22 protein-coding genes and 1 pseudogene are annotated in these 25,226 nt (G+C 69.5%); 11 read left to right on the forward strand and 12 right to left on the reverse strand.

Annotated elements, in window-relative coordinates:
- Positions 1–107: 107 nt before the first annotated feature.
- The 5 genes from ACFYMC_RS27925 to ACFYMC_RS27945 form a co-directional block, all read right to left on the reverse strand.
- A complete protein-coding gene (locus ACFYMC_RS27925; RefSeq protein WP_388530337.1) occupies positions 108–779 on the reverse strand; it encodes a phosphatase PAP2 family protein in 672 nt (223 codons plus the stop codon).
- A 591-nt stretch (positions 780–1,370) separates the two neighbouring features.
- Positions 1,371–3,548 (reverse strand): xanthine dehydrogenase family protein molybdopterin-binding subunit, encoded by a 2,178-nt coding sequence (locus ACFYMC_RS27930; RefSeq protein ID WP_388530340.1) that lies wholly within the window; start codon positions 3,546–3,548, stop codon positions 1,371–1,373.
- The gene (locus ACFYMC_RS27935) at positions 3,545–4,537 is read right to left on the reverse strand and encodes an FAD binding domain-containing protein (protein ID WP_388530343.1); all 993 of its coding nucleotides are present in this window, start codon (positions 4,535–4,537) and stop codon (positions 3,545–3,547) included. Before ACFYMC_RS27935 ends, ACFYMC_RS27930 begins: the two co-directional genes overlap by 4 nt.
- The gene (locus tag ACFYMC_RS27940) at positions 4,534–5,100 is read right to left on the reverse strand and encodes a (2Fe-2S)-binding protein (protein ID WP_388530346.1); all 567 of its coding nucleotides are present in this window, start codon (positions 5,098–5,100) and stop codon (positions 4,534–4,536) included. Before ACFYMC_RS27940 ends, ACFYMC_RS27935 begins: the two co-directional genes overlap by 4 nt.
- Positions 5,101–5,569: 469 nt before the next feature.
- A complete protein-coding gene (locus ACFYMC_RS27945) occupies positions 5,570–6,466 on the reverse strand; it encodes a TauD/TfdA family dioxygenase (protein ID WP_388530349.1) in 897 nt (298 codons plus the stop codon).
- A 920-nt stretch (positions 6,467–7,386) separates the two neighbouring features.
- Between ACFYMC_RS27945 and ACFYMC_RS27950 the strand changes: the two genes are divergently transcribed.
- On the forward strand, positions 7,387–8,256 hold the full coding sequence (locus ACFYMC_RS27950; protein WP_388530352.1) for a hypothetical protein: 870 nt from the start codon (positions 7,387–7,389) through the stop codon (positions 8,254–8,256).
- Positions 8,257–8,385: 129 nt separating this feature from the next.
- Here ACFYMC_RS27950 and ACFYMC_RS27955 read toward each other — a convergent pair.
- The 3 genes and pseudogenes from ACFYMC_RS27955 to ACFYMC_RS27965 form a co-directional block, all read right to left on the reverse strand.
- A pseudogene (locus tag ACFYMC_RS27955) lies at positions 8,386–8,540 on the reverse strand (IS6 family transposase); the annotation flags it as partial.
- Positions 8,541–8,603: 63 nt separating this feature from the next.
- A complete protein-coding gene (locus ACFYMC_RS27960) occupies positions 8,604–9,539 on the reverse strand; it encodes a M56 family metallopeptidase (protein ID WP_388530355.1) in 936 nt (311 codons plus the stop codon).
- Positions 9,540–9,651: 112 nt separating this feature from the next.
- Positions 9,652–10,203, reverse strand: coding sequence for a DUF5134 domain-containing protein (locus ACFYMC_RS27965; protein WP_388530358.1), 552 nt, complete (start codon positions 10,201–10,203; stop codon positions 9,652–9,654).
- A 125-nt stretch (positions 10,204–10,328) separates the two neighbouring features.
- Here ACFYMC_RS27965 and ACFYMC_RS27970 point away from each other — a divergent pair, with 125 nt between their 5' ends.
- Positions 10,329–10,853 carry a GNAT family N-acetyltransferase gene (locus ACFYMC_RS27970; RefSeq protein WP_388530361.1) on the forward strand — a complete coding sequence of 175 codons (525 nt, stop codon included), beginning with the start codon at positions 10,329–10,331 and terminating at the stop codon, positions 10,851–10,853.
- A 26-nt stretch (positions 10,854–10,879) separates the two neighbouring features.
- Here the strand turns inward: ACFYMC_RS27970 and ACFYMC_RS27975 are convergent, their stop codons facing one another.
- Entirely contained in the window at positions 10,880–11,563 is a 684-nt protein-coding gene (locus tag ACFYMC_RS27975) for a glycerophosphodiester phosphodiesterase (protein ID WP_388530364.1), read from the reverse strand.
- A 466-nt stretch (positions 11,564–12,029) separates the two neighbouring features.
- On the opposite strand from ACFYMC_RS27975, the gene ACFYMC_RS27980 reads away from it, so the two are divergent.
- From ACFYMC_RS27980 to ACFYMC_RS27990, 3 genes are read left to right on the forward strand one after another with little or no spacing between them, the layout of a single operon-like run.
- A complete protein-coding gene (locus tag ACFYMC_RS27980) occupies positions 12,030–13,427 on the forward strand; it encodes a DUF6421 family protein (RefSeq protein ID WP_388530367.1) in 1,398 nt (465 codons plus the stop codon).
- Positions 13,428–13,453: 26 nt separating this feature from the next.
- The gene (locus ACFYMC_RS27985) at positions 13,454–14,215 is read left to right on the forward strand and encodes an SDR family NAD(P)-dependent oxidoreductase (RefSeq protein ID WP_388530370.1); all 762 of its coding nucleotides are present in this window, start codon (positions 13,454–13,456) and stop codon (positions 14,213–14,215) included.
- A complete protein-coding gene (locus ACFYMC_RS27990; protein ID WP_388530393.1) occupies positions 14,212–15,273 on the forward strand; it encodes a threonine aldolase family protein in 1,062 nt (353 codons plus the stop codon). Before ACFYMC_RS27985 ends, ACFYMC_RS27990 begins: the two co-directional genes overlap by 4 nt.
- Before the next feature lie 299 nt (positions 15,274–15,572).
- On the opposite strand, the gene ACFYMC_RS27995 is transcribed toward ACFYMC_RS27990, so the two are convergent.
- Positions 15,573–16,295 (reverse strand): lysophospholipid acyltransferase family protein, encoded by a 723-nt coding sequence (locus tag ACFYMC_RS27995; RefSeq protein ID WP_388530373.1) that lies wholly within the window; start codon positions 16,293–16,295, stop codon positions 15,573–15,575.
- 276 nt (positions 16,296–16,571) lie between these two features.
- Here ACFYMC_RS27995 and ACFYMC_RS28000 point away from each other — a divergent pair, with 276 nt between their 5' ends.
- The 5 genes from ACFYMC_RS28000 to ACFYMC_RS28020 all read left to right on the forward strand — a co-directional run bounded on the left by ACFYMC_RS28000 (position 16,572) and on the right by ACFYMC_RS28020 (position 20,980).
- Positions 16,572–16,907: a thioredoxin family protein gene (locus tag ACFYMC_RS28000; protein WP_388530396.1), complete on the forward strand. Its 336-nt coding sequence runs from the start codon at positions 16,572–16,574 to the stop codon at positions 16,905–16,907.
- Between the two features lie 62 nt (positions 16,908–16,969).
- Positions 16,970–17,497 (forward strand): flavin reductase family protein, encoded by a 528-nt coding sequence (locus ACFYMC_RS28005; protein ID WP_388530376.1) that lies wholly within the window; start codon positions 16,970–16,972, stop codon positions 17,495–17,497.
- Between the two features lie 201 nt (positions 17,498–17,698).
- Positions 17,699–18,484, forward strand: a complete 786-nt coding sequence (locus ACFYMC_RS28010; protein ID WP_388530379.1) for an electron transfer flavoprotein subunit beta/FixA family protein — start codon at positions 17,699–17,701, stop codon at positions 18,482–18,484.
- A 55-nt stretch (positions 18,485–18,539) separates the two neighbouring features.
- Positions 18,540–19,502 (forward strand): electron transfer flavoprotein subunit alpha/FixB family protein, encoded by a 963-nt coding sequence (locus ACFYMC_RS28015; RefSeq protein WP_388530381.1) that lies wholly within the window; start codon positions 18,540–18,542, stop codon positions 19,500–19,502.
- Positions 19,503–19,681: 179 nt separating this feature from the next.
- Positions 19,682–20,980, forward strand: a complete 1,299-nt coding sequence (locus ACFYMC_RS28020; RefSeq protein WP_388530383.1) for a DUF6986 family protein — start codon at positions 19,682–19,684, stop codon at positions 20,978–20,980.
- A 43-nt stretch (positions 20,981–21,023) separates the two neighbouring features.
- On the opposite strand, the gene ACFYMC_RS28025 is transcribed toward ACFYMC_RS28020, so the two are convergent.
- Positions 21,024–23,405 (reverse strand): WD40 repeat domain-containing protein, encoded by a 2,382-nt coding sequence (locus ACFYMC_RS28025; RefSeq protein ID WP_388530385.1) that lies wholly within the window; start codon positions 23,403–23,405, stop codon positions 21,024–21,026.
- A 179-nt stretch (positions 23,406–23,584) separates the two neighbouring features.
- Between ACFYMC_RS28025 and ACFYMC_RS28030 the strand changes: the two genes are divergently transcribed.
- The gene (locus ACFYMC_RS28030) at positions 23,585–23,809 is read left to right on the forward strand and encodes a hypothetical protein (RefSeq protein WP_388530388.1); all 225 of its coding nucleotides are present in this window, start codon (positions 23,585–23,587) and stop codon (positions 23,807–23,809) included.
- Between the two features lie 3 nt (positions 23,810–23,812).
- Here ACFYMC_RS28030 and ACFYMC_RS28035 read toward each other — a convergent pair whose 3' ends face one another.
- Positions 23,813–24,850: a LacI family DNA-binding transcriptional regulator gene (locus ACFYMC_RS28035; protein WP_388530391.1), complete on the reverse strand. Its 1,038-nt coding sequence runs from the start codon at positions 24,848–24,850 to the stop codon at positions 23,813–23,815.
- Positions 24,851–25,226: the final 376 nt, after the last annotated feature.

Below are 25,226 nucleotides of genomic sequence, written 5' to 3' on the forward strand. Positions count from 1 at the left end.
GGCAGAAGCCGTCCGTGACCGACTCCTGCCCGCTACACTCCCACCCGCTCGACGTTTCCCCAGGTCAAGCCACGAAGTGCTGCTGGAGTACTAGTGCCGGACAGGTCTCAGCCGCTCGTCTCGGCTCGGCGGCCCGACCGTTCCGATGCCCGTCCCGGCCGTCCCCGAGCGAACAAGCGCACGGACGACAACACCAGCGCGGATCCGAGCAACCAGCCGCCCAACACGTCGCTCAGCCAGTGCACGCCCAGGTAGAGCCGGGTGAATCCGACGCCGAGGACCGAGACCACGGCGACCGAAGCGGAGACCAGGACGGGGACGCGGTCCCACAGGATCCACACCAGCAAGCCGAACACGACCGCTGCGGTCAGCGCGTGTCCGGAAGGCCAGGCCGCGTGCGGCGCCGAGTCCACCGGGTCGATCCACTGCGGGCGCGGCCGGCCGACCGCGAGTTTCAGCCCGTTGTTGAGTGCGCCCGCCGCTGCCAGGGTGCCCAGAACCCACCAGGCCCGTCTCCGCTGCCCCCGCCACCAGAGCGCGGCAGCCACGCCCGCGGTGAGCAGGCGCAGCACGCTGGGATCCCACACCCAGTCACTGAGCGCGCGGTTGACGAGGGTCGGCAGCGCGTGTGCGAGCGCGTGACGGTGGAGTGAGAGTGCCACTGCTTGGTCCACGGCGACCAAGGGCGTCCAGCCTGCGAGCACGAGTGCCATCAGGGTGGCTGCGGCCACCGCGCAGCCGACAGCCGGCCACCAGGAGGGAACACCGGGCCTTTGCATGGGCCGGCAGTCTAAGGGCTTGGTCCACGGTCGATGGTGGGTGTCGCTCCGTCCCGCCGGGCAGTTGAACTGGGGTGTGGGGAGGAGCGCCATCCAGCCCGGGGTGTGGTGAGGGGCGGTGCTCGGTCGCGACATCCAGCAGTCGGCCCCCCACCGGGGGCTCCCCGACCGGGGGAAGCGAGCTCCCCCGACCAGCGGAAGCCGTCACCTACCTGCCTCATGCCGAGGACTGGCCGTACACCTGGCGGTCATCTGGCACGCGATCCCATTGCTCTCGGTGCCGATGCACTCGGTGGGGCCGTTTGCCCTACGGAAGCGGAACGCGTGCTCGTGTCGGCCGTGCGGCTGGGGAGCACGTCGATCGTTCGTGGGGCTCGGCATCGGTGATCACGGCGGCATAGCGGTGCCGCCGGCACGCTGCGAAGTCGTCGACGTCGATCACACGAGGCACCCGCCCGGTCGGCAACGGCATCCGCAGCGGGGCCGTAGGCAGGTGCGGCGTCACTGAAATTGAGGCCCGCAAGACGGGACGGAGTGCGGTGTTGGCTCGTGGCCGGCGTGGTGTGTCGACGCATGCGGCGCCCCCGACCATCATCCCCCGGCGAGTTCGGGACCTGCGTCCTTTGGACCCCGCGTGCGGGTCTGCGGACCCTCGCGTCCTGCCATGGCCGCGACCAGTACGCGGTCGGGTCGGATCGGCAGGTTCCGGTGCCGCACGCCGGTCGCGTGCCAGACGGCGTTCGCGATCGCCGCGGCGGCGCCCACGATCCCCAGTTCGCCGATGCCTTTGATCCCCACGGGGTCGTCGGGGTCCGAATCGTCCACCCAGTCTGCCTCGATCTCCGGCACGTCTGCGTGGGTTGCGACGTGGTAGTTCGCGAGATCGGGGCCTATCTGACCGCCGGTTACCCGGTCTCTGACCGCCTCCTCGTGGAGGGCCATGGAGATGCCCCAGGTCATTCCGCCGACGAGCTGGCTCCGCGCCGTCAGCGGGTTGACGATCCGGCCCGCCGCGAAGATACCGAGCATGCGCCGTACCCGTACCTCACCGGTAGCCGGGTCCACGGCCACCTCTGCGAACTGCGCTCCGAAGGAATGCCGTTCCCTCGGTGGTAGAGCGGCGACCTCCGCGGAGGTGTCCGCGCGCGCCGTGATCCCTTCGGGCGGGATGATCCCGTCCCGGCTCAAATGCTTTCGCAGCCTGCGTGCCGCCATCATGACAGCCCAGGACCAGGAACGGGTTCCCATGGAGCCACCGGCGATCACCGCCGGGCCGAAGTCGCTGTCCCCAATGAGGACACGCACGTGCTCCGGCGCCACCTCCAGTGCATCGGCGGCAACGAGGGTCAGCGCGGTGCGTGCTCCGGTCCCGATGTCGGACGCGGTGATCCGTATGGTGAAGGTGCCGTCCGCCTCGGCCGTCGCGGAGGCCGTGGAGGGTGCGACTACTGCGGGGTAGACGGCCCCGGCCGTACCGGTCCCCACTACCCAGTGCCCCTCGCGTCGCAGGCCGGGGCGCGGGTCGCGGTCCGGCCAGCCGAACCTCCGGGCTCCCTCGGTGAAGCAGGCGAGCAGGTTGTGGTTGCTGAACGGCAGTTCGGACATGGGTCCTGCGGCGGGGATGTTTCGGGTGCGCAGCACGATGGGGTCCACGCCGCACTTTTCGGCGAGCTCGTCGAGAGCGGACTCCAGGGCGAAAGAGCCGGGGGCCATGCCCGGCGCGCGCATCCAGGTCGGGGTGGGAACGTCCAGCCGTACGACCCGGTTACGGGTGTGGTGCGCGCCAGCGTCGTACATCAGCCGCCCCATCTCGGAGCTCGGCTCGACGAACTCGTGCACGGTCGACGTCATGCTCAACGCGTCGTGCTGCACGGCGAGCAATCGTCCCGCGCGGTCGGAGCCGAGCCTGATCCGTTGTGCGGTGGGGCTCCGGTAGCCGGTCAGCGAGAACATCTGACGGCGAGTCAATACCACTCTGACCGGGCGCTGGAGCACCGTCGCGGCCATCACTGCGGCCACTTGGTGTGCACGCAAACCCTTCGATCCGAACGCGCCTCCGACGTGCTCGGAACGCACGTGCACTTGGGCCGGATCGAGTGAGAACAACATCGCGAGGCCGTCCGCGACCCATTGGCTCCCCTGGTTGGAGTCGAGGACTTCGAGCCTGTCGCCGTCCCAGAGTGCGGTAGCGGCATGGGGCTCCATCATGCCGTGGTGCTCCTCGGCGGTTGTGTACAGCGCGTCGACGAGGACCGGGGACGCTGCGCGTGCGGATTCCAGGTCTCCTTTCCGTGCCACCGCCGGTGGCATGAGGGGGGTGTCCGTCACGTAGGCGTCGGGGTGTTCGGCGAAGAACTCGACGTCGTGCGGCTCTTGCTCGTAGTGGATCACCAGTGACTCGACCGCCTCTCGAGCCTGCTCGGCGGTCGTGGCGACGACCAGTGCCACCGGCCAGCCGACATGGGGCACTCGGTCGTGCTGGAACAGAGCGACCGTCGGGTCCGGTGGCACGCTCAGCATCTCCAAGTCCACGTGCGGAGCGTTGCCGTGATGCAGGACGGCCAGCACGCCGGGCATCGCAGCGACGGCAGCAGCCTGGACGGAGCGGATACGGCCCCGGGCGATGGTGGACAGCGCCAGTGCTCCGTGAGCGAGCCCGGGGAAGGAGAAGTCCCCGGCGTAGCGGGCTGCCCCCGTGACCTTGTCCCGGCCGTCCACACGGACGTACGGGGTGCCGACACGCCCTCTTGCCGCTGTCACCGCCGTCATGGGCGGGCCTCCTCGGTGAGTTCCGTCAGCACCGCCACCACGAGGTTGCGCATCAAGGTCACCTTGTACCCGTTGTGGGGAAGCGGCCGGGCGGCGGCCAGTTCGGCATCAGCGGCGGCGGCGAACGACGCGGGGTCCGCCGGCGCCCCGGCCAGTTGCCGTTCGGCCTTGATGGCATGCCAGGGGTGGGAGGCGACCGCGCCGAAGGCGAGTCGCACATCGCGTACGACATGGTCCTGCACGTCGAGTGCGGCGGCGACCGAGCCGATCGCGAACGCGTAGGAGGCGCGCTCGCGTACCTTCCGGAACCGCGAGTGCGCGGCGAGCGGAGCAGGCGGCAGGGTGACGCCGGTGACCAGCGCTCCGGGCGGGAGAGCGGTCTCGCGGTGGGGGGTGTCACCCACGGGAAGGTAGAACTCGCTGAACGGCAGTTCGCCGGGACCTTGGCTCGTCTGGTACGAGACGACCGCGTCGAACGCCGTCAACGCGACGGTTAGGTCCGACGGGTGGACGGCCGCACAGAATTCGGAGGCGCCCAGAATGGCGTGGTTGTGGTGCTCGCCCTCGATGGCCGGGCACCCGCTTCCCGGGACTCGCTTGTTGCAAGGTGTTGTGATGTCGTTGAAGTAGGCGCAACGGGTGCGCTGGAGCAGGTTCCCACCGACCGTCGCCATGTTGCGGAGCTGTCCGGAGGCTCCCGCGAGCACCGCCTGCGCCAGTGCCGGATACCGGCGGCGGACCTCGGGATGGGCGGCGAGATCGCTGTTGACGACGGCCGCGCCGATGTGGAGGCCGCCGTCCGGCGCCACTTCGATCGTGTCGAAAGGCAGTCGACTGACGTCGACGAGCATGGTGGGCCGCTCGACGCCGGCCTTCATCAGATCGACGAGGTTGGTACCGCCGCCGAGGAAGCGTGCGTCCGGGTGGGTGTCACGCACCGCAACCGCGTCCGAGGGATCGATTGCGCGGTGGTAGCCGAACTCTCTCATCCCGACCCCCATGCCTCGGCTATCGGGTCCTCCCCGCCCTGACGGGCCGCCCGTGCGATGGCTTTGACGATCGACACGTAGGCGCCGCAGCGACAGAGATTGCCACTCATCCTCTCGCGGATCTCGTCGGCGTTCAGGATCGGCTGCCCGGCCTCCGGGCGGACGTCACGGGTGACGGCGCTCGGCCAGCCAGCAGCCTGCTCATCGAGCACCGCCACCGCCGAACAGATCTGTCCCGGCGTGCAGTAGCCGCACTGGTAGCCGTCGAGGTCGAGGAACGCCTGCTGCACCGGGTGAAGCCGCTCGCCGTCGGCCAGGCCCTCGATCGTGGTGATGTCACATCCCTCTGCCGTCACCGCCAGCCGCAGACAGGAGAGCGTCCGGCGTCCGTTGGTCAGGACCGTGCAGGCGCCGCACTGCCCGTGGTCGCACCCCTTCTTGGTGCCGGTCAGACCGAGACGTTCCCGCAGCACGTCGAGCAGGCTGGTGCGGTAGTCCACGATCAGTTCATGGTCGTCGCCGTTGATGTGCAAGGCGATGGCGCTGGATGTCGGCAGGGACACGGTCAGCTTCCTTTCGCGGAGCCGGTCACATCGAGAGCCGAGTCCGGCGGACGAACGGGCTGGACGACGAGAACGGCGGCGCGGCCTGCGCGGAAACCGAGACAAAGGCTCACCGTCCACGCAGACTCTGCGCCTTCGACCGCCCCGGGAGGAATTGTCTACCCTCATAGGACACTTATGATATAAGTGCCGTCATTCAGACATTTTAAGCATTCCGAATTCCCCCGTCCAGTCGGCGTCGCGCCGGCTCCGGAGCGTGACACGCGGGTGCGGCCGGGAGGTGAACTGCGGGAAGTCGCCTCGCCGCGGTGCCGCGCTCTCCCCTGTCACCGGATTCCCGACGTACCGGCCGCCGAGGGCAGTGGGGTTGGCTCCGCCTGGCCGAGGGAGCCCTCCGGGCCCACGGTATGGAGGGGTGGTTGGTTCGACGGCCGGGGTCCAAGTCGAGGACGGGACCGGGGCGTGAGGTTCACGCGCATGGCCGTGTCGTGAACAAACCACGTCGCAGTAGCCGGGGGCGTGAGGGGGCATCGAGATAGGCGGTACGACCATGACCCATCTGGTCGTTTGCGAAGATCAGAGCTTGGCCCGAGTCGAGGACGACTTCGGTCCTGAAGGCACTCCCCGGTCGCGCGGCAGCGTCCATGAAGGCGAGGGCACGCTTGAGTGCACCTTGACGGCCAGGCAGAGCGTAATAACGATCCGTGACGGTCCTGCTGTATCGAGACATCAGATGCCCTGGTTGTTGCTCGGTGAAGGCGGGGCCGATCACAGAATGGCTACCGGACGTGCGCTTGAGGGCACCGTCGTGGGCTAGCTGTTCTGCGGCCTCCGGGTCGGTTCGCAGGAGGGCCGTGTAGGCGTCGACAAGGTTGACCAAGTAGGTCACGCCGCCCTCCGCCGCAGGGGCGGAGCACAGCAAAATGGTCGTCGGAACCTCGCCGAGGTGCTGCAAGGTGCCGTCACAATGCAAGTCCTGTCCGCGAGAGCCCTCGAACGGATGTGCGCCATCCTTGCGGGCGGATATGTCGCTGACGCCGCCGGATGTGTGGGGGCTGTTCTTGTAGACCGGCGGGGTGAATGGCGCGCCGAGGTTCAGGGCTTTGGCCAGGGTGAAGAGGTCGCTCGTGGTGGAGGCGGATCCGTGTACCTGCACGACGGCGTAGCCCTGTTGCTGGTAGTCACGAACGGCATGTTGTCTCACGCCGGTATCGCATAGTGCCCAGCTCGCAGCCTCAATCGGTTCGGCGATTTCCGCAGTGAAGCGCGGCAGGCGAGTGTACGGAGCGCTCGGGACGCTTGCGTGAATCACAGACATCATGACCTCCGACATGCGAGATAGTCCGAATGGCGTGAACAGTTCCACGATAAGAGCACAGGGGTGACGGCTTTCTCCTCCGGTCAGCCGGAGAGCTGGAGTAGATCCCTATCCACCAACTGGGTGAGGCGTACATCCGCCGGTTGGTCGGTCGCGCATCCGCCAATCGGATGACAGGCGACCACCTCAGTTCGAGCCGTCTCGCTAGAGTTCTCCGAGAGCCACACATGTGTCTGGAGCCGCTGGAGTGCGAATCCATTCTGCGAGGGTGTGTCGGTCATGACATGACGGGCAAAAGCGGTGATTATCCAATTGTGGAGCAGTTGGTCACTATCGCGGCAAAGAGCGTCAACGAGCCCGGCAGTTCCATAGATTGCGTCCTGTCTGATAAGGCGCAACTGGCCTCGTAGGGACAGGGCGTATGGAGACTAGTTGGGTGGGCGGGTTGTGGGAGATCACGGAGGCGCAGGTCTCATCATCGCGGGTACGGACGCAGAGTGGCGGGACGCAGGACACGCCTCATGAGGCGCAGTTCGCCCCGATCGCCCATGTGCTGGTAGATGACTGTGCCCATCAGGCCCTGCCGCCGTGCTTGGCATCTCGAAGTCCACCACGCGTGGTCGGTTGATGACATTTTCAAGGCCGGCTGACGCGGCCCTCGGTCGGATCGGCGAGTGCGGCTTGCCGGCTCGATCCCGAAGCGTTCTGGAACTTGCCTACGTGCGTGCAGAAGAGAGGATGAGTTCAGCGACCCGACCCCTGTAGCAGCCTCATCTTCGGCGCTAACGGGACATCCCTTGGCCAGCGGCGTCGTCGCCCCCCACGCACCATCGGCCTCGGACCGAAGCCGATGGTGCCTGACTCCCGTAGGCGACAAGCGCGAACCGACGTAACTCCACTGCCTCGTTTTCCTTGTTCACTCATCTCTTGTTCCGCGCGAGTCTGTTCTGATGAAGAGGAGCCATCTTGTGGCCGCCCGCTGGAATCACCTCCCTCCCGTCCATGAAGATTTCCGACTTCCATTCCAGATCGGTGCCCTGCATCACATCGGCCTCGACTTCCTAGTCGACCCAGGTCCGGCAAGTCGGCGACTCAAGAAGGAAAACCCTGAGCTCGAAGTAACCTTGTTCGACACCAAGGCCTGCGTTTCCCTAAATTACCAACTATACTTCGCGCAGTTCGCAGGTGGGGGAAGCCTGACGCAGGAGATCGAACTCAACATCATCGCGCACCCCAAGGCGTCGTCCACGTTCCTTCCGAATCTCTGCTATCGACAGTTCGCCGAAGGCCAGGACCAGACCAAGCTGAGCGGCTATTGGCGGACCCACGTAGTCTGCGACAGCCCGCTCGCCATCCAGGCCGGAAAGGAACTATTCGGCGAGCCTAAACTCCCGGCGTGGTTCGAGACGGTTATTCCTTCACCGAACGCCGCCCCCTCGGACGCGTGGACGGTCACGTGTAAGCAGGCGGGGCTGGAGAACGGGCAGAAGCTTGTCCCCCATGACAAGACGACGTTTTCCTTCCAGATCGACCTAGCAGGTGTCAGGCCCGTGCCCGTGAGTATGGCCCCGATCACCATGTACGGTCGCAGCCCGAGCGACGACAACGGAGGCAGGACGATCGCAGCCCCGTTCAATGTGTGTCAGCCCTACCTCTTGTATCCCTTGGCGTCAGAGGACGAAGGAAGGTACAAGGTGTCGGTCGTCGACCATACGAACGGGATCGGCGCCGACCTCGGTTCCCTCGTCGGCGACGCGAAACCGGTGGGTGCGTGGACGTACCAATCACCGCCAGTTGCTTCTCAGCATCGCCCCTACTACGCCCGCACCATCGAATGACCCTACAGGCCGGTTTTCATCCTGAATAGTTTTAGTTCAGTAGCGTATGGACGGTGCTGTCACGTTGTCGGGTGCGTGTTCGTCTGACGGTGTGCCGGGGTGTGGTGGGGCCCGGCTTCGGGTCCTGGGTCAGGGCGCGGCGGGCTGGCCGGCCGCGCCGGTGATGCCCTCCCAGAGGGTGAAGCGGATGGCCATCTCGAAGCGGTACTGAGCGGCAGTCAGAAGATTCCGTCGAGCCGGAAATGAGGCGAGATGCCGCTGAACGCGGACAGGAACCGCTGGGCCGCGCGCTCTACTGGCGGCTCGACGGACATCATCCGTTCCCGCCCCGCGCCGGCCATCTGGTCTCAAGCCAGCGCGGACAAGCCCGGGCCAAGCGCCACGAGCAGTGGCACCACTGGTGCCAGGGCCGCAGCGGCGGTCAGCCGCAGCCGCCTTGCGGCCGTGAGCCGGGGCGCGCCCGAAAGGAGCCGCCGCACCCGTTGCGGGATATGCGCCTGGGGCGTCGGGCAGGGCCCGAACACCCCGCTGTCCTCGTTGAGCCCGACCAGGGCGAGGGCGATCGTCAGCCTGCCGAAACGACGCGAGGCTACATCGTCGGCCGCCAGTTCCACGAGCCGGTGCATTTCGGCCTGAAACGCGGCGAACACCGGCACCTGTGGGAAGCCACTGGCCAGCGCGCTGGCGCAGTAGAGCAGCCAGTCGTGACGGGCCGCGGCGTGGCCGGCTTCGTGGGCCAGCACGGCGTCGAGCTGTCGTCCCTTGAGGCGGTGCAACGCGGCCGTGGTGATCACCAGTTGAGGCCGCGTGCCGGACAGCCACCAAGCATCTGGACGCGGTGCCTCCAGGACCACCAGCGGCTCGGAGCCCGGCACTTCGCCGGGCATCAGCGGCGCACGGACCAACAGCTCGGCACGCCGGGTCCGACGCCGCGCCCGGGCCCGCCACACCTCGCGGGTGAGCATCGCGGCCGTCCACACCGCGCCGCCCAGCAGGACCAGTGCGGTGCCAGCCGCCCAGGGGCTCCCGGCGCCGAGGGCGTACGCCTCGATCACCCGGTGCGGCGCGGGAGCGAACACGCGACCGCGCACGGCCATCCAGGCGGCGGCTGCGCTGAAGGTCATCGACAGCGCGAAACAGAGGAGAACCGCGGCCACCACGCACTGCCACACCCACAGTGCCACCACCGGTTCCCGTTCCGGCCACTCGGCTCGCGCCAGTAGTCGGGGCGCGACGATCGCGGCCAGTGCGCCGAGCAGCAGGAGTGCGGCGGAGACCATCATGGGATCAGCCTATGAGTGCACCGCGGGCCGTAGGTACGGACTGGACGACCAAGTGACGCAGGACACTCCGCAGGCTGCCACGGCTGGTCGCGGCAGCCTGCGGCAACTGTGTTCAGATGCCGATCAGCATGGCGAACATCGCGATGCCCATGGCCAGCCGGCAAGCCCCCGCCAGCTCGGTGACGCTGACCGTGGCCCGTACGGGAGCCAGGTCGCCGGGCCCGGCCGAGCGGAGCAGCCGCGTCCCGCCGCGGAGCACGTACCCCGCGAAATAGAGGAGCAGCAAGCCGGTGAGTGCGGGGACGCCTCCGGCGCCCGTTCCGTGCCCGGCGTGTGCGCCGCCCGGTGCGGTCAGCATGACCAAGGTCATGTAGACCATCGCGAGCGAGCCCACCGCATGGTGCAGGTGCCGCCGCCACAGGGCCCACAGCGAGCTCGCTCCGAAGAGCGCGCACAGGACCGCCCACGGCCACGCCCAGCCCGCGACGGCCTCGGACACCGCCGGCAGGGCAGCCATCGCGGCCATCCCCAGCCCCATGACGGCCTCCCGGGACATCTCCACCCGTTCCTTGCGGCATCCCTCACGCAGCCGCAGTAGGCAGGATCCGCCACTGAGCGCGCACAAGGCCACCAGCAGCCACGCGGACGTCGTCGTTGCGTGCACCGTGTCCTCCCCGCCGGGAACCGGCCCGGCGCCTTCCGGCTCGTCCAGTCCCTCATGCACTGCCCGCCCGTGCGCCGGGTTAGGCTCGGGCGCTGTGTGATCGAGTGGGATGGGGACGTGGCAAAGTGAGCAACCCGACTTTCCGGGACGCCGTCGAGGCGGATGTGCCCGAGCTGCTGAAGTTGGTGGAATCGGCGTACCGCGGCGAAGCCAGCCGGGGTGGCTGGACCACCGAGGCCGACTACCTCGATGGGCAGCGCACCGATGAGCAGGGGGTGCGGGACGTGGTCGAGGCCGCCAACAGCACCTTGGTCGTGGTCGAGCAGGACGGCGTGATCGTCGCCTGCTGCCAGCTTGAACGGCGCGGAGACAGCGCGTACTTCGGGATGTTCGCGGTGCGCCCCGAACTCCAGGGCGCGGGCCTCGGCAAGGTCGTCCTCGCCGAGGCGGAACGCCGGGTCGTCGCCGACTGGGGCGTGCGCGAGATGCAGATGACGGTGATCCAGGTGCGGGCGGAACTCATCGCCTGGTACGAGCGGCGCGGTTACCGGCGCACCGGCCAGATGAGCCCCTTCCCCTACGGCGACGAGCGCTTCGGCATCCCTCGTCGGGACGACCTGCAGTTCGAACTGCTGGTGAAGGCGCTATAGGTCCGTGGTCGGGGCGCTCTGGTCGCTCAGGCGGTGAAGCGGCCGGTCCGGCGGATCTCGGGGAGGTCGGTGACGGCGCCGTCCAGCTCCAGCGCCCGGACCAGCCTCAGGTGCTCCTGGGTGTTGACCACCCAGCCGATCACCTTCAGGCCGGCGGCGTGCGCGGACTCGGCCGTCTCCAGGGTGAGTCGGCGGATGTTCAGCGCGACCGACTCCGCTCCCGCGGCCAGAGCCCGGTCCACGATGTCCTCCCCATACCGACCCGCGTTGAGAGTGCTACGCACGCCCGGTACGAGTCGGGTGATCTCGGCGAGCGCCGCGTCGTGGAAGGAGGAGACCTCCACTCGGGCGGTGAGGTCACGTCGGATGAGTACCGAGGCGAGCGCCTGGGCGGCGGCCGGGTCTTTGATCTCGGCTTGCAGCGGGGCGCGTACCGCTTCCACGACCTCCTCGAACAGCGGTACCCGCTCGCCTTCGCCGGCGTCGAGCTCCCGCAGCTCGGCCAGGGTCAGCGCGGCGATGGCGCCGCTGCCGTCCGTGGTGCGGTCCACTTCTGCGTCGTGCATGACGACGAGGGCGCCGTCCTTGCTGAGCTGGAGGTCGAGCTCGATGACGTCCATGCCGCATTGTTCGGCGCGGACGAATGACCGCAGGGTGTTTTCGGGTTCGACGCCCATGACCCCGCGATGACCGATGGTGAGGAAAGTCAAGGTTCTCTCGCTTCCGTCGACGGCGGCTCCCGCACGGCGGCCCTGACCGCCCGTGCGGCAAGCAGGCAGCCTAGTGGGCGGTCGGCGAAGGAGGGCCGTCCGTGCAAGGCCGTTTTCCGGCCCGTCGGCCGGTCCCCCCAACGACTGCGATCTTTTGCCGACGCTTTGCCGAGGGTCGCGTCCTCACCCGCACGTGGGCGCGTCCTTACCGCGTTTGACGCAGCCCGCGCAAGGTGACGCCGGCCGTGGCGGGTGTCCTGAATCTGGAGCCCGCTCCAGTCGCTGCCGCCCTACCCGGCGCTGGGCAGGGACTGCTGGGCTGAGCGTCGCCGGGACGGCCGGGTGCGGGAAAAATTTCGGTGTAACCGGGGTGCTGGCCGAATATTTTTCTTCTGATCCTCTTGAGCGGAAGAGCCTCGCCCGTTTAGGCTGCACTGACCTGAGGTTCTCCTGTGGAGGAAGTGACATGACGGAAACCCTTGTGCAGGGCGCGGACAGTGGCGCGATAGCCGCCGGTGAGCGGATCGTGGACCACTCCGCTTGGCCCGTGCTCAAGTCCGCCGTGGAGGAGATCCGCCCCTGGCAGTCCAAGGACGGCTCCATCGACTTCGAAGCCGAGGGCGCCCCGTCCCCGGCGGCTGTCGAGGCGGTCGTGGAGCGCATGATCGGCGCTGTCGAAGAGCTCTCCCCGCTGACGCCCCACGACGCCGACTACCACCGCGCGCTCGTGGCCGACCTGCGCAAGTGGGTGCGCGCCGGCGCCACCGTGCCGGACTTCCTGGACTCCCTGCTGGCCTTCCAGCCGGCCTCCCAGCGGGCCGACGGCCTCCAGCACCTGGTCGTCTTCCCCATGTACACGCAGAACGGCAACCCGGACCGCAACTTCGAGGCGGTCGCGCTGCGCATGGTCTGGCCGGAGTGGCTCGCCGAGCTCGAAGCCACCCGGTACGACAACCCCCTCTTCTGCGGCATTACCTTCGAGGACTTCACCGCGGGGTACGACACCCACTCCGCCGTGCTCTTCCCGGAGACCATCGCGGTACGCGAAGCCCCCGAGCGCTTCACCTGGGGCGGCATCTTCTGCGACCGTGAGGCCGCCCGCTTCCGCAAGGTCACCGAGGCGGCCGTGGACATCCTCGGGCTGGAGCTGCCCGAGGACATCGCCGCCATGGTCCAGGACCAGGAGCGCTGCGAGAAGGCATTCGTCCTGTGGGACCTGGTGCACGACCGCACCCACAGCCACGGTGACCTGCCCTTCGACCCGTTCATGATCAAGCAGCGTCAGCCGTTCTGGATGTACGGCCTTGAGGAGCTGCGCTGCGACCTCACCGCCTTCAAGGAGGCCGTGAAGCTCGAAGCCGAAGGCAACGCCCACGGCCGCGACGTGCAGTACGCGGTGCTCTTCGACCGGATGTTCCGCTTCCCGGTCTCCGGCGACCGCAACCGCAACTACGACGGCCTCGGCGGCCAGCTGCTCTTCGCCTACCTGCACAAGAACGACGTCCTGCGCTGGACCGACAACAGGTTGACCATCGACTGGGAGCGGGCACCGGAGGTCACCAACCGGCTCTGCACCGAGATCGAGGAGCTGTACCGGGCGGGCATCGACCGCCCCAAGCTCGTGCACTGGTTCAAGGCGTACGACTTCGTCTCCGCCTACCTCGCGCCGCACCCCGGATCGCGCTGGGCCAAGGGCCCGGACGCGCTGGACCTCACCCTGCCCCCGCGCAAGCTGGTGGACGACGTGCTGTCCGACGAGTTTCCGCTCAGCATGTTCTATGAGGCGCTCGCCAAGAAGCTCAAGAGCGTGATCGCCTCCGCCAAGGGGATCACCGCGACGAACGCCGAGCGGGTCGCCGCGTGAGTGCCCGTGAGGAGCAGGAGGCTTCGATGAACGGCAACGGCAACGGCAACGGAGCACTCCACGGAGCGGTGGTCGCGGTGGCGGGCGCCGGCGGGCCCGCGGGACGTGCGACCCTGCTCAGGCTCGCGGAGGCGGGAGCCGTCGTGGTGGCCGCGGACGCGGATGCGGCGCGTCTGGCGGAAGCCGTGGATGCTGCCCGCTACGCCCACGGCGGGGCCACCGTCACCGGAGACACGGTCGACCTGTTGGACCTGGCTGCGACCAGGGAGTGGGCCGAGCGTACGGTGAAGGAGTTCGGCCGGATCGACGGTCTGGTCCACCTCGTGGGCGGCTGGCGCGGCAGCACCTCCTTCCCGGAGACCGACCTCGCCGACTGGGATCTGCTGGAAAAGTTGCTGGTCAAGACCGTCCAGCACACCTCGCTCGCGTTCCACGACGGCCTGCTGCGCAGCGACCGTGGCCGCTACCTCCTGATCAGCCAGTCCGGGGCGACCAAGCCGACCGCCAACAACGCCGCCTACAACGCCGGCAAGGCGGCGGCTGAAGCCTGGACGCTGGCCATGGCCGACTCCTTCCGTAAGGCGGGGGGCGAGGCGGGCCCCGGCGCTGCGGCTGCGATCCTGGTCATCAAGGCACTGGTGCACGACGCGATGCGCGCCGAGCGCCCGAATGCGAAGTTCGCGGGCTTCACCGACGTCACGGAGCTGGCCGAGGCCATCGCCGGAGTCTTCGACAGGCCCGCCTCCGATGTGAACGGACAGCGTCTGTGGCTCACCCCGCACCCCTGAGGACCGATGCCCGCCGCCACCACGACCCGGCGGTGCGCGGATTCGCCAGCGACAACTACGCGGGCGTCCACCCCGAGCTCCTGGAGGCCGTCGCCCTCGCCAACGGCGGCCATCAGGTCGCCTACGGAGAGGACGTGTACACGGAGCACCTTCAGAAGGTGTTCCGGGGGCACTTCGGCCCCTATGCGCAGGCCTTCCCCGTCTTCAACGGCACGGGCGCCAACGTCGTCGCCTTGCAGGCCATGACGGACCGCTGGGGTGCGGTGATCGCCGCGGAGTCCGCCCACATCAACGTCGATGAGGGCGGAGCGCCCGAGCGGATGGCGGGGCTCAAGCTCCTCACCGTGCCCACGCCGGACGGCAAGCTCACCCCTGAGCTCATCGACCGGCAGGCGTGGGGTTGGGACGACGAGCACCGGGCCATGCCGCAGGTGGTGGCGATCACCCAGAACAGCGAACTGGGAACCGTCTACACGCCGGACGAGATCCGCGACATCTGTGAGCACGCCCACGAGCGGGGCATGAAGGTATTCCTCGACGGGGCTCGGATAGCCAACGCGGCGGCCTCGCTCGACGTGCCGATGCGTTCCTTCACCAACACGGTGGGCGTGGATGTGCTGTCCTACGGCGGCACCAAGAACGGCATGATGTTCGGTGAGGCCGTGGTGGTCCTCAATCCGGATGCCGTGCGCGCGATGAAGCACGTCCGGAAGATGTCGATGCAGTTGGCGTCCAAGATGCGTTTCGTCTCCGTGCAGCTGGAGGCGCTCTTGGCCAAGGACCTGTGGCTGCGTAGTGCGCGGCACGCCAACGAGATGGCTCAGAGGCTCGCTGACGGCGTCCGTCAGGTCGACGGGGTCGAGATCCTCTACCCGGTGCAGGCCAACGCGGTCTTCGCACGACTGCCGCACGAGGTCAGCCTGCGTTTGCAGAAGCGTTTCCGCTTCTACTTCTGGGACGAGGCGGCCGGCGACGTCCGCTGGATGTGTGCCTGGGACACCACCGAGAACGACGTGGACGAGTTCCTCGCCGCACTCAAGGAAGAGATCAACCGCTAAGGGTCCGCGACTGCAAGTGCCCCTCCGGGCGGTCTTTGCGAGCCCGCAGCGAAAGGCCGCCCGCACCGGGGCTGGTAGCCGCGCCCGCACCGAGCTCGCGATGCCGGTCCGCTCGGCCGGCGTCGCCTGTTGACGAACTCCGGGCGGACCTGACGTGGGCCTGGCGTGCCGTCGGGCCGAGCACCCTCACGGCGGCCTCGTCTACGTGAGGGTGCTCGTCGTGCTCAGCCCGTCCTTCGAGCCGACGGCCGCCGGGGCGCGGGTCCGTGCCCTCTCCGGGAGCGGACCCGCGCGACTCCTCAGCCCAGCTCCTTGGCCTCCGCCGGGGTCGGCGCCGACCCTCCGAGGTGGGCCGGCAGCCACCAAGCGCCCTTGGCGTCCGCGGGCTGCACCGGATAGGCGCGCTGGGCGGCCTCCAGCAGCTCCTGGATCCGTTCGCGCAACCGACGGGTCAGCGCGCCCGCGTACTGGTCTGCGGGGGCCTCGATGGGCTCGCCCACGCGCATGGTGACGGGGATGTGGCTGCGCTTGAGGTCCTTGGGGCGGCCCTTGGTCCACAGGCGCTGGGTGCCCCAGAGGGCCACCGGGATCATCGGCACCCCGGCTTCCTGCGCCAGGCGCGCCGCCCCCGACTTGAAGCTCTTGAGCGTGAACGACTGCGAGATGGTCGCCTCGGGGAAGACACCGATGATCTCACCGGAGCGCAGGGCGTCCAGAGCGTGCTGGTAGGCAGCCTCGCCTTGCTTCCGGTCCACCGGAATGTGCTTCATCGCGCGCATGAGCGGCCCCGACACCTTGTGTCGGAAGACGGACTCCTTGGCCATGAAGCGCACCAACCGCTTGGCGGGGCGCGCGGTCAGGCCGGTGAAGATGAAGTCGAGGTAGCCGATGTGGTTGGACACCAGGACCGCCCCGCCCTTGCGCGGGATGTTCTCGGTCCCCTTCATGTCGATGCGGATGTCGAGCGCGCGGAACAGGGTGTGCGCGGCGCCGATGACCGGGGGATAGACCAGCTCTGCCATCGGGGAGACCCCTCTTTCTGCCTGGGGAGGTGCTCCCGGCGGGAAGTTACGCAGCCGTAGGTATAGCGGCATTGGCCAGATCGTGCCCGATGTGCGGCGTCGGGGCCAGTCCTGACGCGGCAGGTGACCGGAATGCCTGGGAGATTCTTGTCACGTTCTTGGTTGACGGGAATTCCTGCGGTGGTTCGAACGCTGCGCGAGCGGGATGTGGCGGTGGCGGCGAGCGGAAAGGAGTCAGTGGTGAGCGAGGGGCAGTGCGGGTCCAGGGGGCCCGAGGTGCTGGCGAGCGGGTCGCTCGGCGCGGTTGAGCTCGGTGCGCCGCTGGGCGCTCGGGCGACCTTGGTCCAGTTCTCGACCGCCTTCTGTCAGCCCTGCCGCGCCACCCGTCGCATCCTCGCGGAGGTGGCGGCCCTGGTGCCGGGGGTGGCTCATGCCGAGATCGATGCGGAGGCCCGCCTGGATCTGGTGCGGGCCCTGGGCGTGGAGCGTACGCCCACCGTCCTGGTGCTGGACGGGCGAGGTCGATTGGTGCGCCGCGCCGAGGGCCAACCCAGGAAGGCCGACGTGATCGCTGTGCTGGGACGCGCGGTGAGCGGTGAACACCGTCCGTGACGCAGCTCGCATCTGCTGGCCGTGGCTTGACTGTGCGCGCCAGCCGTCGACACCCTGACGGAATGCTGCTCCCCGCCACCGTCCAAGAGGGCTCCGCCGACCTGCTCCGTTCCGTCTTCCGGCAGCATGCCGCGGGGGTTGCGGTGATCACCGCGGCCGAGCAGGGCGCCAGGGGTGCGGGGCGCCCTGTCGGTTTCACCGCCACCTCGCTGACGTCCGTGTCAGCCGAACCGCCCCTGATCTCCTTCTCCATGGGAACGCAGTCCTCCAGTTGGCCGGCGGTGTCCGGCGGTGAGTTCGTCGGGGTGCATATCCTCGGCGAGCACCAGGTGGAGCTCGCGGGCCTCTTCGCCCGCAGCGGAGCCGATCGATTCGGCCCGGACACCAGTTGGCGCAGCGGCCCCGAGGGGGTGCCGTTGCTGGACGGCGTGCTGTCCTGGTTGGTGTGCCGGGTTTCGGCACGAATACCGGCGGGGAACCACCGTGTGGTCATTGCCCAAGTGGTCGCGGGCGATCTCCAGGCGTCCAGCAGTGCCGCCGGGCGTCCGCTCCTCTACCACCAGGGGCGCTTCAACGCCCTGCGCGAGTGAATCGTGCCTGCTGGGCGGGGCGGCACGAGCGTTGGCAAGGTCACACATAGCGGACCTTGCCTCCGGGCGTCGCCCACGATGTACTGACGAGTAACATTTCCGTCGGAGCGTGGGCCGCCCCGACCGGGATCCGCCCAGTAAGGCGCCTATGCTGCCTGGATAAGGCAGCACCTGAAAAGACGATGCAGTAGGAGAGCCGGCGTGAGCTTGAGGATCGTTGTCTGTGTGAAGTACGTGCCCGACGCCACCGGCGATCGGCACTTCGCCGATGACCTGACCGTCGACCGCGAGGACGTGGACGGCCTGCTGTCCGAGCTGGACGAGTACGCCGTCGAGCAGGCACTGCAGATCGCGGACGAGGCGGACGACGCCGAGATCACCGTGTTGACTGTCGGTCCCGAAGACGCCAAGGACGCGCTGCGCAAGGCGCTGTCGATGGGCGCCGACAAGGCCGTACACGTCGAGGACGACGACCTGCACGGCACCGACGTCATGGGCACCTCGCTGGTGCTGGCCAAGGCCATTGAGAAGACCGGCTACGACCTGGTCATCTGCGGTATGGCCTCGACCGACGGCACCATGGGTGTACTTCCGGCCGTCCTCGCCGAGCGCCTGGGCGTCCCGCAGGTCACGCTGCTCTCCGAGGTCAAGGTCGAGGGCGGCGCCGTCACCGGTCGCCGTGACGGCGACAGCGCCAGCGAGCAGCTTGAGGCATCCCTTCCGGCGGTCGTCTCCGTGACCGACCAGTCCGGCGAGGCCCGCTACCCGTCCTTCAAGGGCATCATGGCGGCGAAGAAGAAGCCGGTGGAGTCCCTGGACCTGGAGGACCTGGAGATCGAGGCGGACGAGGTCGGCCTGGAGGGTTCCTGGACCGCGGTCGACTCGGCCACCCAGCGTCCGGCCCGCACCGCCGGAACGATCGTCAAGGACGAGGGCGAGGGCGGCAAGCAGCTGGCCGAGTTCCTGGCCGGCCAGAAGTTCATCTGACCTTCGGCCCCCTCAACCGCCCCCAGATACTTCGCATTACCAGGAGATCAATCCCATGGCTGAAGTTCTCGTCTACGTCGACCACGTGGACGGCGCCGTCCGCAAGCCCACCCTGGAGCTGCTGACCCTGGCCCGCCGTATCGGTGAGCCCGTCGCGCTGGCCCTCGGTACGGGCGCCGCCGACACCGCCGCCGTCCTCGCCGAGCACGGTGCGGTCAAGGTCCTCACCGCAGACGCCGCCGAGTTCGCCGACTACCTCGTCGTCCCGAAGGTCGACGCCCTGCAGGCCGCGTTCGAGGCCGTTTCGCCGGCCGCCGTGCTCGTCCCCTCCTCCGCGGAGGGCAAGGAGGTCGCCGCCCGCCTCGCGGTCCGCATCGGCTCGGGCATCATCACCGACGCCGTCGACCTCGAAGCCGGCGACGAGGGCCCGGTGGCGACCCAGGCCGTGTTCGCGGCGGCCTTCACCACCAAGTCACGCGTCTCCAAGGGCACGCCGGTCATCACCGTCAAGCCGAACTCCGCCCCGGTCGAGGCCGCTCCGGCTGCGGGCGCGGTGGAGCAGCTGCCCGTCTCCTTCGGTGAGCTGGCCACCGGCACCAAGGTCGTCTCGCGCACCCCGCGCGAGTCCACCGGTCGCCCCGAGCTCACCGAGGCCGCCATCGTGGTCTCCGGTGGTCGCGGTGTGAACGGCGCCGAGAACTTCTCGGTGATCGAGGCCCTGGCCGACTCCCTCGGCGCTGCCGTCGGTGCCTCCCGTGCCGCTGTCGACGCCGGCTGGTACCCGCACTCCAGCCAGGTCGGCCAGACCGGCAAGTCGGTCTCCCCGCAGCTGTACATCGCCTCCGGCATCTCCGGTGCCATCCAGCACCGTGCCGGCATGCAGACCTCGAAGACCATCGTGGCCATCAACAAGGACGCCGAGGCCCCGATCTTCGATCTGGTCGACTACGGCGTGGTGGGTGACCTCTTCCAGGTCGTCCCGCAGCTGACCGAGGAGATCAAGACCCGCAAGGGCTGACACCCGTACCCGGGCAGAAGGCTCTGACCTGGGGAGCGCTCGTGGTTCGGGGCCGCGTGGTGATTCCACCGCGCGGCCCCGGGCTGTTTCCGGTGACCATTGACTGAGGTGGAGGGCCGCTACTAAATTCTGCTATGCGGATCAATGCTTCCGTGAAGCGGAAAATAGGAGAGTGCAGGATGGGTCAGCAGGAGAAGGTGGCGACGAGCCTCGCCGGCGCGGTCAGCGAAGGCATCAGCGCCTCCCTCGCACCGGTGGACGCGGAACTCGCGCGCCGCTACCCCGGAGACCCAGGAACCCGTCAGCCCGTCCACACCGTCTACGTACCCGGCGACGCGTTCACCCCCGACACGATCCGCACCTGGGGGGACCAGGCGCTCGCCGCCCTCGACGAGCACGCACCCGACGCGGCCACCTTGGCCCGGGTCCTCGACATACCCGAGGCGCTCGCCGACCCGGTGTACGAACGAGTCCGGGCCAAGCTTCACAGCGAACCGGTGGAGGACCTCCGGATCGACTTCGAAGACGGCTACGGTGCCCGCTCGGACGCGGAGGAGGACCAGGCCGCGGCCCGCGCCGCCCGCCTCGTCCGGGAGGCGTACGCGGGCGGCGACAACGCCCCCTACATGGGGATCCGCATGAAGTGCATGGAGGCCAACGTCCGGGACCGCGGCATCCGCACCACGGACATCTTCCTGTCCGGCCTGATGGAGCACGGTGGACTGCCCGAAGGGCTCGTGCTGACGCTGCCCAAGGTCACCTACGCCGAGCAGGTCACCGCCTTCGTCGAGTTGCTGGAGGCCTTCGAGGCCGCCCGTGGACTGCCTTCCGGCCGCATCGGCTTCGAGATCCAGATCGAAACCAGCCAGTCGATCCTCGCCTCCGACGGCACCGCCACCGTGGCCCGGATGATCGAGGCGTCCAAGGGCCGCGCCACCGGCCTGCACTACGGCACCTTCGACTACAGCGCCTGCGTCGGCGTCTCCGCCGCGTACCAGTCGAGCGACCACCCCGCCGCCGACCACGCCAAGGCGATCATGCAGGTCGCGGCCGCCGGCACCGGCGTACGCGTCTCCGACGGTTCGACGAACGTCCTGCCGATCGGCAGCACCGAGCACGTCCACGAGGCCTGGAAGCTGCACTACGGCCTCACCCGCCGGGCCCTGGCCCGCGCCTACTACCAGGGCTGGGACATGCACCCGGGCCACCTCCCGACCCGCTACGCGGCGGTGTTCACCTTCTACCGCGAGGGCCTTGAGGCGGCTGCCGCGCGGCTGAAGGCGTACGTCGCGAAGATCGAGGGCGACGTGATGGACGAGCCGGCCACGGCCAAGGCCCTGGCCGGCTACCTGGTCCGCGGCCTGGACTGCGGTGCGGTGGGCACGGACGAGGTCACCGCCCTGACCGGCCTGACCCGCGCCGAACTGGACGCCTTCGCGATCCCGCGCCGCTCCGCGACACTGACGGCGACTGCCTGACGCGGCCTGCGCGGGCGGCTCCCGGGAGGGGCCCGGTCCGGAACTACAGGACGGGAGGCGCGGACGCCGGGGCCGCGCCTCCCCTCCTGTCGCGGACCGACAACGGCGTCAGCCACAGGCGGACGAGGCCGTCGGCGCAGGAAGCGGCGAGCAGTCCGCCGTCCGGGGAGAAGGCGACGCCCCGGACCGTCGAGCCGTGGTCACCGAGCGGTGCTCCGACGGGCCTCATGGACACGAGATCCCACAGCCACACCTGCGCGCCGGACGCGACCGCGAGCAGCGCGCCACCCGGTGCGAACGCCAGGTCGCCGATCTCACCGGGATGTCCGGAGGGCTGCCGGGGATGCCAGTGGCCGTCGACGTCCCGCAGGCACACCAGTCCGGACGCGTCGCCGGTGGCGACCAGGCGCCGGTCCGGCGTCACGGCCAACGCCCGGACCGCGGCCCGGTGGTCCTCCGCGGCCCGGCCCCGCGGCTCTCCGGTGGCCGTGTTCCACCGGACGACCGCCCGGCCCACCGCGAGTACGACTGTGCCTCCGTCGGGCGAGTAGGCGAGCGCCGTCACCGGCCCGGCCCCCGCGAAGCCCTGGTCCGTCGCCGACCCGCCGGCCACGTCCCACAGCCGCATCCGGCCGTCCGGTTCCACCACGGCCGCGCGCCGGCCGTCCGGGGAGAAGGCCACCCCCTCGTGCAGGGAGACCAGGCCGTGGAGCGGCGTGCCCCCGCCCGCCGAACGGTTCCACAGCACCGCGCTGCGGCCGTCCCGGGGGAAAGCCAGTCCCCACGGCGCGTCGGCCGGGGCAGCCGGGGTTTCCTGCGGAACCCTGCGGCCGGACAGCGGATCCCAGACCACCGCCGGCCCCGCCGGGCCGGCGGCGAAGAGCCTGCTTCCGTCCGGGGAGAAAGCGACACGGCCGAGGGGCGTGGTGCTGTCGGAAGCGAGAGCCGGAAGCGAGACCGGGACACCTGAGTAGAGGGCTCCGCCAAGCGCCCTGGCCGCGAGCGGGGAGAGGACCGGGGCGCCGAACGAGGGCGCGGTGCTGTACACGACCACGGTGTCGCCTTCGCCGCAGGCGGCGAGCGTGCGGCCGTCCGGCGAGAAGGCGACGTGGTGCAGCCGGCGGTCGTGGCCCGTCAGCGGCCTGCCCACCGGGATCCCGCTGCGCGTGTCCCACAGCTGGAGCTCGCCGTAGTCCCCCGCGGCGGCCACCAGGTTGCCGTCCGGGCTGTAGGCCACGTCCCAGACAATCCTGGCCGGCCAGGCCAGCGCCGACCCGATGCGGACCCCGTCGGCGGTGTTCCACAGCCTGGCCTCGGCGCCCTCGCCGGCCGTTGCGAGCTGCCGGCCGTCGGGACTCACGGCCACTGCGACGATTTTGCCGCTCAGCGTCGGCTCCCCGGCGTCCGTGTCCGCGAGGAGGTCCCACAGTTCCACCAGGACGCTGCTCTGCAGGGCGGCCACCAGGCGGCCGTCGGGGAGGAACCGGAGCGCGCGGACCGCGCCGCGCAGACCCGTCAGAGGCGCACCGGCCGGCCGGCCGTCGGGGACGCGCCAGCGGTGCACGGCGCGGTCGCCGTCGCCGGTGACCAGCGTACGGCCGTCCGGCGAGAACGCCATCGCCGTGACACCCATCCCATGACCGCGCAGGGCGGGCCCCAGCGGCTTCGACGTCGCGGGGTCCCACAGGCGCACGGACCGATCGGCGTGCGCGGTGGCCAGGGTGCGACCGTCGGGCGAGAACGCCAGGCTAAGGGTGTCGGCCGGTCCGTGGTCCGGTACGCCGATGGAGTGCCCCTCCCGGAGGTCCCACAGCCGTACGGTCCCCTTCCCGACGCCCGTGGCGAGCCGGAGCCCGTCGGGTGAGAACGCCAGTCCCGAGACGTACTCGCCGCCCGCGGTCAGGAGATGGGTCAGGGTGAATCCGGAGGGATGGACGGAGCGTACGGAGCGGACGGACGCGGGTGCCGGCGTCGGCCCGGCCTCCGTGGGCCGGCCCGCCGCCGGGTGGGCGGGTGGCCGTTCGGGGACCGCGGGTGCAGGTGCGGGCGGCGGGGCGGTTGCAGTGGCGGTACGGGGCTCCTGCCGTACCCGGGCACGGGGTGGCCGCACCGCCTGCAGCGTCCGCCAGCGGTTCCGCCAGGGCCGCAGCGCCGGGGCAGTGTGCGGGGGAACGGGTCGCTCCCGGCCGTCCTCGTCGTACGCGAGCAGGATCCGCACGAGGCCCATGAGCAGATCGAGCCCCAGTAGCCGTTTGCCGAGGAACGCGTCGCTCTGGGTGGCGATCGGCAGCTGCACTCCCGTCAGGGACTTCTCGGCCCGGGCCGCCAGCTGACGGTACGAGGGGTTCCCGCGTTCGAGGCGCAGCCGACGCAAGTCGGAGGCGAGGCGGGCAAGTTCCTGATCGAAGGTGCCGTGTGGTTCCACGAGTCTCCTCCCGGATGCGCAGAGCGCCAGGCTACGGCCAGGACGTGGCACTTTCCCCGACTTCGTCGAACAGGCCGGAACGGAAGGCCCGTTCGGGACGTTTCCGTGCCGATCGGATCCGGTACGGATCCGTTCCGCCCGGGCCGGGGAGCGCCGTACGGGGCGCTGGAATGGAACCCATGACGACACCTCGCCGGCGCATCGCCGAGGACGAGCAGCCCGCTCGGCCGAACGAAGCCTTCCTGCCGCTGCACACCGCCGTCGTGCTCATCGGCGCACTGCTCATCGGGTTCACCGTCGGCGGCCTGAGCCGCATGGGCGGCATCCCCGTCGCCTTGTCCGTGCTCGCCGGGCTCGGCGCCGCCGGTGGGGCCGTGCCCGTGCTGCGGGGGCTGATCCGGTGAGCCTCAGGCGGCCGGCGGGAGTTCGCCCGAGCCGCGGGGGATCAGGCGGGTCGGGAGTTCGATGCGGGCCGGGGGCGGGGCCGCGCCCGCGAGGCGTTGGAACAGACGGTCCGTGGCCACCCGGCCCAGGGCCGCCGCGTCCTGGGCGACCACGGTCACCCCGGGGTGCAGCAGGTCCGCCAGTTCGAAGTCGTCGAAGCCGACCAGGGCCACCGGCAGCAGGTGCCCGGCGAGGACCCGTACCGCCGTCACCGTCACCCGGTTGTTCCCCGCGAAGACCGCCGTGACGGGGCCGGGGCCCGCCAGCATCGCCCGGGCCGCCTCCCCGACGCGCTCCGGGGACGTGGAGCCGAGGGAGACCCAGGACTCCGCCACGGGCAGGCCCGCGTCCGCCATCGCCTCGCGGTAGCCGCGCAGGCGTTCCGCCGCCGTGTGGATGTGCGGGTGGTCCCCGATGAACCCGATCCGGCGGTGGCCGCCCCCGATCAGGTGCGCCACCCCCGCACGGGCACCGCCGAAGCTGTCCGACAGCACCACGTCCGCGTCGATCCGGCCCGCCGGCCGGTCCACGAACACCGTCGCGATGCCCGCCCGGATCTCCGGCTCCAGATAGCGGTGGTCGTCCCCGGCCGGGATCACGATCAGCCCGTCCACCCGGCGCGCACACAGCGCCAGGGCCAACTCCCGCTCCCGGTCGGGGTCCTCGGCGCTGGACCCGTTGATGAGGAGCGCCCCGTGGGCCCGGGCCACTTCCTCCACGGCGCGGTTCAGCGGCCCGTAGAAGGGGTCGGCAAGGTCTTCGAGCACCAGCCCCACGGTGGCGGTGCGCCCTTTGCGCAGCACCCGGGCGCTGTCGTTGCGCCGGAACCCGAGGGCGTCGATGGCCTCCTGGACCCGGCGCTCGGTCTCCTGGGTCACCCCCGTCTCGCCGTTGACCACCCGGGACACCGTCTTGAGACCCACGCCGGCTCGCGCAGCCACGTCCTTCATCGTCGGCCGGGTGCCGTAGCGGGGCTCGTGCGAAATGGTGGTCTCGGCCATGGTGGGCGGTCCTTCGGGCAGGATTGCGGGAGCGAGGTCGAGCATAGGCCCTGGACATCGTTGTCCATGGCGTCCGAATCCGGTTGGGGCGGCGGGTAGCCGATACTCAACTGGGTTTCCACGACAGGGTCTTACGGGCAAGCCCCTGGGACCGGCTTCTGGGGGCAACGGAAGAGGGAGCATTCGTGATTGTCTGGATCAACGGAACGTCCAGGAGAGCCGCTGGTCAGCGGCTCTCCTGCTGGAACACGCGGCAGGATCTAGCCTTGGCTAGCCTGAATTAGTACTGCAACCGCATGTGATGTGACTGGTCGTCGCCTTGGTCGTTGGGCTGACTGTGTGATGAATCGCTGACGGTCGCGCAGATCGAGGACTG

It is taken from the genome of Streptomyces sp. NPDC006879 (genome assembly GCF_042869595.1).
Lineage (GTDB): Bacteria > Actinomycetota > Actinomycetes > Streptomycetales > Streptomycetaceae > Streptomyces.

Coding starts and splice junctions, on each gene's coding strand:
- ACFYMC_RS28030 (WP_388530388.1), top strand. CDS start 23,585: ATGACGACACCTCGCCGGCGCATCGCCGAGGACGAGCAGCCCGCTCGG.
- ACFYMC_RS27935 (WP_388530343.1), bottom strand. CDS start 4,537: ATGAGAGAGTTCGGCTACCACCGCGCAATCGATCCCTCGGACGCGGTT.
- ACFYMC_RS27930 (WP_388530340.1), bottom strand. CDS start 3,548: ATGACGGCGGTGACAGCGGCAAGAGGGCGTGTCGGCACCCCGTACGTC.
- ACFYMC_RS27925 (WP_388530337.1), bottom strand. CDS start 779: ATGCAAAGGCCCGGTGTTCCCTCCTGGTGGCCGGCTGTCGGCTGCGCG.
- ACFYMC_RS28020 (WP_388530383.1), top strand. CDS start 19,682: ATGGGTCAGCAGGAGAAGGTGGCGACGAGCCTCGCCGGCGCGGTCAGC.
- ACFYMC_RS28005 (WP_388530376.1), top strand. CDS start 16,970: ATGCTGCTCCCCGCCACCGTCCAAGAGGGCTCCGCCGACCTGCTCCGT.
- ACFYMC_RS27980 (WP_388530367.1), top strand. CDS start 12,030: ATGACGGAAACCCTTGTGCAGGGCGCGGACAGTGGCGCGATAGCCGCC.
- ACFYMC_RS27995 (WP_388530373.1), bottom strand. CDS start 16,295: ATGGCAGAGCTGGTCTATCCCCCGGTCATCGGCGCCGCGCACACCCTG.
- ACFYMC_RS27985 (WP_388530370.1), top strand. CDS start 13,454: ATGAACGGCAACGGCAACGGCAACGGAGCACTCCACGGAGCGGTGGTC.
- ACFYMC_RS28035 (WP_388530391.1), bottom strand. CDS start 24,850: ATGGCCGAGACCACCATTTCGCACGAGCCCCGCTACGGCACCCGGCCG.
- ACFYMC_RS27960 (WP_388530355.1), bottom strand. CDS start 9,539: ATGATGGTCTCCGCCGCACTCCTGCTGCTCGGCGCACTGGCCGCGATC.
- ACFYMC_RS28015 (WP_388530381.1), top strand. CDS start 18,540: ATGGCTGAAGTTCTCGTCTACGTCGACCACGTGGACGGCGCCGTCCGC.